This window comes from Microcystis sp. M109S1 (assembly GCF_020247025.1).
Classification (GTDB): domain Bacteria; phylum Cyanobacteriota; class Cyanobacteriia; order Cyanobacteriales; family Microcystaceae; genus Microcystis.
On sequence record NZ_JADBRW010000207.1, the window covers coordinates 1 to 6249 of the forward strand.

4 protein-coding genes and 4 pseudogenes are annotated in these 6249 nt (G+C 46.1%); 1 reads left to right on the forward strand and 7 read right to left on the reverse strand.

The window, feature by feature from the left end:
• The 6 genes and pseudogenes from IM322_RS10440 to IM322_RS10465 all read right to left on the reverse strand — a co-directional run.
• The coding region (locus IM322_RS10440; protein WP_287713197.1) for a helix-turn-helix domain-containing protein at positions 1–204 on the reverse strand (204 nt) is incomplete at its 3' end.
• The gene (locus tag IM322_RS10445) at positions 126–1778 is read right to left on the reverse strand and encodes an NACHT domain-containing protein (RefSeq protein WP_287698958.1); all 1653 of its coding nucleotides are present in this window, start codon (positions 1776–1778) and stop codon (positions 126–128) included. The genes IM322_RS10440 and IM322_RS10445, both read right to left, overlap by 79 nt.
• Before the next feature lie 29 nt (positions 1779–1807).
• The gene (locus IM322_RS10450) at positions 1808–3376 is read right to left on the reverse strand and encodes a B12-binding domain-containing radical SAM protein (protein ID WP_287672795.1); all 1569 of its coding nucleotides are present in this window, start codon (positions 3374–3376) and stop codon (positions 1808–1810) included.
• Between the two features lie 58 nt (positions 3377–3434).
• Positions 3435–3812 (reverse strand): annotated as a pseudogene (locus IM322_RS10455) (RRXRR domain-containing protein); the annotation flags it as partial.
• Positions 3813–3914: 102 nt separating this feature from the next.
• Complete coding sequence (locus IM322_RS10460; RefSeq protein ID WP_287713198.1) at positions 3915–4217, reverse strand: hypothetical protein; 303 nt, start codon at positions 4215–4217, stop codon at positions 3915–3917.
• Positions 4218–4754: 537 nt separating this feature from the next.
• Positions 4755–5486: pseudogene (locus tag IM322_RS10465) on the reverse strand (RRXRR domain-containing protein); the annotation flags it as partial.
• 22 nt (positions 5487–5508) lie between these two features.
• On the opposite strand from IM322_RS10465, the pseudogene IM322_RS10470 reads away from it, so the two are divergent.
• A pseudogene (locus IM322_RS10470) lies at positions 5509–5721 on the forward strand (NF041680 family putative transposase); the annotation flags it as partial.
• Positions 5722–5850: 129 nt separating this feature from the next.
• On the opposite strand, the pseudogene IM322_RS10475 reads toward IM322_RS10470, so the two are convergent.
• A pseudogene (locus IM322_RS10475) lies at positions 5851–6111 on the reverse strand (ISNCY family transposase); the annotation flags it as partial.
• Between the last annotated feature and the right edge of the window lie 138 nt (positions 6112–6249).

Here is a 6249-nt window from a genome sequence, read left to right on the forward strand (position 1 = left end):
AAAGTCTAATTCTTCTTGCTTTTTCCAATCAGTTAGCATTGAAGATGTTTCAGTATATCCTACTCTTTCTTGCTTTTCGTACCATGCTTGTGTTCGTTCGTGGAGAGCTTTATTGTAAACCAATCTTACACAGCCCAAGGTGCGCCGCAATAGCGACTCTTGTTCGGGTGTTGGGTAAAATCGAAACGAATAGGCTTTTTCCATGTCTCACATTTTAGCATATATTTGGTAAATGCGCTAGTATTTAACGGTAAAGCCGTCGTAGAACGACGGGGTTTCAGACCCAAAATTTTCGATGAAAAAATTCCTCGCGCCCGTTCTGCGAGGAGTCCATGCTGTGCCTCGATCGCTTTCAGCATGGCTTCGCTTTCGAGTTGGAGTTCCTCTGCTTCCAGGGTTGCACCTGGCAAATTCCGCAAATAGTCGCCAATGTATTGCTCAATCGTGCGTTGCTCAAAAAAATACTGCCCCTGTTCAAAAGTAACTGCTGCAAGCTGGCTCAACAGCCTCAATTTTTGGGGCAATAAAAACCCCCGGTAAACCTGATCGCGTTCGACTCCTCTAGCTTCATCCCATTTACCCAGCAGCAAATCCAGCCCTTGTTTATAAAATTCAGCCCGCTTGCTCGGAAATTTCCCTTGACCCTGAAACACCCAGCAAGCGAGATGCAGAAACAGAGGTGTCACCACCAGTTGCCGAAATTGCCAGTTTTCCGGCAAGTCCAACTTCTGCATAAACTGAGCCGACTGCTCCTGCCCCGCTTGAGCAGTCGTTTTGCTCAGTGCCACAAACCACTTTTGCGCGAAGGTGCTGATTTGTGCCTGGGTAAAGGGGGCAATTTCTACATCAGTGAAACCTCGAATCTGGAGTTTTTGGGCAGCGGTGCGACAGGTTACTACAAATCGATTGCGATGATACTTTTCTGAGAATTGGCGAATTTCTCTCAGAACCGCTGTAATGTCCTGGTTGAGCACTTCATCCATGTCATCGAGCAACAGCAGGACTCTGCCCGCTTGCAGTAAGGTTTCCAGCACAGACGGGTTGGAAATTCCAGCGGTGAGCAATGCCTGACGGATGTAGTTGAACAGGCTAAATTCACCACTGGGACTGGACTCCTCGGCAAATTCTCTCAATAAGATAAAAATCGGCACTTGATTCGCCGCAAACTCGCCTTGGTTGCACTGAATCGCCAGATGTTGCAAAAAGGTAGTTTTGCCAACCCCCGGCCTGCCCAAAACTCTGAGCTTTGAGTAAGTTTCAACAGCCTGCATTCCGGGTATTTGCTTCTGCTCAACCTCTCCCAAACCGACGCGCTCGAATTCAGCAGGACCCAAGTTTTGCAAATCGGCAATCTCCACCCACTGTTGACTGGCAATTTCCGCCAAAATATTGACATCCACATAGATGTCATCAATGTTGACTGGATGGCTGATGTCTAGTAACTGCAAGATGCCGCACTGGTTTTGGATGGTGTCCAGGCGTTGCGCTCGCACCTCTTGCACCAGAGCATCAATATTAGTTTTCGCCAGTTCTCCTGGTTCAGGAAATTCTGCGGGCGGAGCGAGGGCAATCTCCCGCCAATCCAAATCCAGAATCGAACAAATTTCCCGGAAAACCTGGCGATCAACGGGTTTCCCTGTGAAAAACCGCCAAATCGGCTGGCGGGTCTTTAAGTTCACTTCCCCTGCTAGATTTTCCTGAGTCCACCCCTTGAGCGTAAAGGCTCGTTTAGCCTGTTTAATTCCCGAAGGGGAGACCTGGAGCGATCTCTTGACCATACAATCCAATCCTCCCTATCGAGTCAGAATCAGTTCTGGTTGGGACGACCAGAAACTTCTAAGGGATCGTAGCCTAGTTGTTGAGTAATCCGTTCTCTGGCTAAGGCCCGGTACTCCCAAAAATGTTCTCCCGCCGCGCACAGACCTAAATACAGATTGAGAACTTGGGGCTTTTTTTGCCAAATCGTCCATAATTGCCGCCAAAACTGTCCCCGAATGTCCGCTCGGCGGATACCCTGATGCCAGATTAACTGGGTAATTAGCCGTAACCCCTTACCCACGGGAAATTGCATGGTTTGCTTGTGTTTTGACTGCAAACCCAGACCGAGACATTGTTGGAAACAGCGTCGGAGATAGTGGCTGGGTTCGTACAGCGTCCAGAAGCCTTCGACATACTCTTTGGCAATTTCGGCAATCGGGCGGGTGGGGATAAAATTCATCAAGCTATTCTGATCTCCCGTCGGATGGATGCTGTCACCCTCAACTAAACGCTGTTCTTGCTGGAGACGATGCCAAAGAGCCGTATTCGGCAAAGATTGGAGAATTCCTAACATGGGCTGAGGAATACTGGTTTCTTCCACAAAGGCTTGAATCCTTTCCCCCGCACCAGAGCGCTCTCCATCAAACCCCAAGATAAATCCAGCATAGATTAGCAAACCGGCTGCATTAATCTTGCGACAGGCTTCCACCAGTGGATTGCGAGTATTTTGCAGTTTGCGCGTCACTTGCAGACTATCTTGGTCAGGAGTTTCAATCCCCAGAAAGACAGAATAAAACCCCGCCTCAGCCATCAGGCTTAACAATTCATCATCCTCTGCCAAATTGACCGAGGCTTCAGTAATAAAGGTGAAGGGATAGTCGTGCTGCTTCATCCAGGGAATCAAGTCTCTGAGAAAGCGTTTGACGTTGCGCTGATTGCCAATAAAGTTGTCATCGACGATGAACAACGAACCCCGCCAGCCTAGGTCGTAGAGAGTCTGCAACTCGGCTAAAGTCTGACTCGGCTCTTTAGTACGAGGTTTGCGCCCGTAGAGGGAAATAATGTCGCAAAATTCGCAGTTAAAAGGACAGCCGCGAGAGAATTGCACTGCCATCATTAAGTAATCGTCTCGCTGAAGCAGGTCGAAGCGGGGGATGGGGCTGAGGGTCACGTCTGGCTTGTCCCCAGAGCGGAAAATTCCCTGGCTTTGCCCTTGAGCGATCGCCGCCAAAAACAGGGGAACGGTTAACTCTCCCTCATCCAAAATGAGATAGTCCGCTCCAGAATCCAGGGCATCCTGGGGGACAGAGGTGGGGTAGGGACCGCCAACGGCGACTTTTTTGCCTAACTGCACGGCTTTTTGCATCAGGGCTTGAAAATCTGGCTTCTGGACCAACATGGCAGAGAGGATAACCAACTCACACCACTCCCAATCGGCTTCTGTTTCAGGATTGACGTTGCGATCGTAAAATCGAATTTCCCAGTTTTGGGGGAGGAGGGCGGCGACAGTAATGATGCCGAGGGGTGGAATGGTGGCTTTCAGTCCCGCGATTTCCATAAAGCGATCGTAAGACCAGAAAGACTGGGGAAACTCAGGGTAGAGTAACAGGGCTTTCATCGAAAAAATGGGTCTGAAACCCGCCCTTTAGCGATAACGGAGGGCGGCTTTATATAAGTTAGCGAGAAACAATTAAACCGTTAGAACGACGAATTAACTGAATCTTACTAACAGTTATCTGTCCCAATCGTTGACCATTGGCATCGCTTACAGATAGCTGTTTTTCGGTATCTCCACTAACATAACCAATTCCTTTGGGAGAAGAAATTAAATCTCCTTTACGGAACCCATGTCTTGTGGTAGAGCCACCATATTTACGTCGTTTACCACCTTTGGAAAAAACCATCAGGTGAAGTTGACGACGACTAATAGGAGGACGTTTGATGACAGCAAAGAGAGCGTTTGTTACATTAAGATAACCCTTCCAATCATATCCATTACCATTGGAATTGTGGAATGGCAAATAATCTAAAAACTGAAAACAGGCAAGAGCAATGCGGGAGCATCTCATTTATGCAAGTGAGTAATTATACTTGTCCCTAAAACTGGTTTCTAGCAAGGCTTTCAAAATAGCTTGACATAAAACCTGATTTAGGGGTTACAAAGGTGAGATGCTCCCACTGCTATTTTTAGCTTGACTGACATCTTCCTCGCTCCCCGATATCAGTAAAACATATTTGCCTGCTCTGATTTCAGCCTCGTATTGCAGTGCTTTATGCTTGGGAATGCCCAATCCCTCTGTTAGTCCCCCTGTTGCTGAGATTGCGGCCGGATCAAGGCCATCAGTAATCATTTTTTCCACATAACTCACCAGTGTTCTCGCAATCGGTCCGGCAATCAAAACAGGTCCAGGACCTGGAATAAATAGTATTCCAGCTGCTTCTGCTCCTACTAAGGCCAAGCCAACTGCTGAAGATGGTAATCTTCCGGGCAAGAAATGAGGACAGGGGGGTTGAACCCCTTCCGGATGAAGGGGTTCAACCCTTTCTGAGACAGGAGGTTGAACTCCTTCCAGATGAGGGGGTTGAATTTGGGTGGTAAGGAGGCTGCATCCCCTCTGGGTGAGGGGGTTGAATTCCTGCCGGGTGAGGTGGGTGGAAGTCTGCACCCTCTATGTTTGGGGGTATAATGGTTTTTAGCATCGAAGCCTTTTTTTGTAACTCCAATACAACTATGTCTGCTTCTTCATTGGAGGGGAATATACCGATGATCGAGTGAATATTTGTCATGAATTTCCTGTTTTTAGTACATAATTAGATTATATCCAACATTCCGCAGGTCAGATTCCACTTCATAAATATCCCTCTTTGGGAGTATCTCATTTATGCAAGTGAGTAATTATACTTGTCCCTAAAACTGGTTTCTAGCAAGGCTTTCAAAATAGCTTGACATAAAACCTGATTTAGGGGTTACAAAGGTGAGATGCTCCCTCCCTCTTAGCAATGCCATCGTTAGCATGACTTTCTGGTGATTGTTCTGCTTTATTTTTGGACTTTTCTAGTCGCAAATATTTTCTGAGATTAGAGGTTTGCCAACCAAAGCGAGTATGGACTTTTGCCAATTGAGATAGTTGCTCAATCGCCCATTTATGTCTGACCATAACTGGCGAAAAACCTTTTCTAGACTTAGCTCCTTTTCTACTGGAAGTTAGATCAATATCGGTTTTGACATACTCAAAGTAAATGTCAGTAATTGGATAGATTTTGGTTAGTTCGGAAACGACTCGAAGTTCAAGTTGACCCTTCGGCTTCGCTCAGGGTCAACGTCGAGCGAAGTCGAGACGTTGACGATTAGCTCTGATTGAGGGAGCTAATTTTCCTTGTCTTCTATTTGAGAATCGTTTTTGTCGATGCGCTCTTAGATTAAAAGAAAGTTGGCGGTTAATCCGTCTTTTTCTACGTCCTCTTCGCATTAACCGTCTATTGTCCAGGCGCTCTCTTACTCGCTTAAAAGGAAGTTCTAAGTGAGCCTTCCAAAGAGTAAAAAGGGAGGATTGAACGCCAATTCCAGAGAATAATTTACCCGGGTCAATACCAATAGCAATCGGTTGGGTTTTGTTGTTAGAGGATTCAGTGGTTAGCTGGACATAGAAAATATCTAAGTCGTTGAATTTACCGATAGCTTTTCCTTCCTTAATCCACCGTCTGGCCCGACTGGGTTTGGTGGGCATTAACGGTTTTCCGTCTTTCTCGAATCGCTTCGCCAAGCAAAGATTACACTGGACTTTACCCAAACTTTCAACTCCCGAACAAGGGCAATCTTGGAGCGATTTGATGCCTCTACTGACTTGGTAGTTATGGCTGGCTCGTGAGATAGTACAAGATAATCCTTTACCTTGGCAGAAGCCTCTTCCACAAAACTCTCTGACTCCTGGAAGGGTCGCTCTGGGTTTTGAGGCAATTTTAAACGCTATTCTGCCCCGCCTAAATCGAAAAAGACCGCATCTTAATCCTTCATCCTGCTTTTTATCTCTTTCTCAGTCTTTTATCCCTAGCTGTGCCAATTTGGGCGGCAAATTAGTCTAAACAGAAGTTATGATTCTTATTTAACCATCTTTTAACGGCCGCATTTTCACAGTCTTGTTTTTGATGCCCATCTTGTTTTTTTAATGAATTCTGGCTCTAAATTAATTACTTGTTTTTGATTAGGAGAAACCACCCTAGGTGTGACACAGCCATGAAAATAAGTTGTAGTTCCCTTTCGATGATTACGACAATTACAATGAGGGCAATTAATTTTCTTAGATGAGAAATTTCTGTGCCATCTAATGCCACTAAAATTTCTCCATCTAAGTAGGGTTTGCTGAATAAATCTAAAAACCTTATCCAACAAGGTTTTTAGACTTTTTTTCCCTCAAAAAGTGCCGACCCTTGGAGTGATTGGGGGGAAAATTCAGGGACTTTTTCCCTGAAAATTAGGTAATTGACCACCTG

Coding starts and splice junctions, on each gene's coding strand:
- IM322_RS10445 (WP_287698958.1), bottom strand. CDS start 1,778: ATGGTCAAGAGATCGCTCCAGGTCTCCCCTTCGGGAATTAAACAGGCT.
- IM322_RS10450 (WP_287672795.1), bottom strand. CDS start 3,376: ATGAAAGCCCTGTTACTCTACCCTGAGTTTCCCCAGTCTTTCTGGTCT.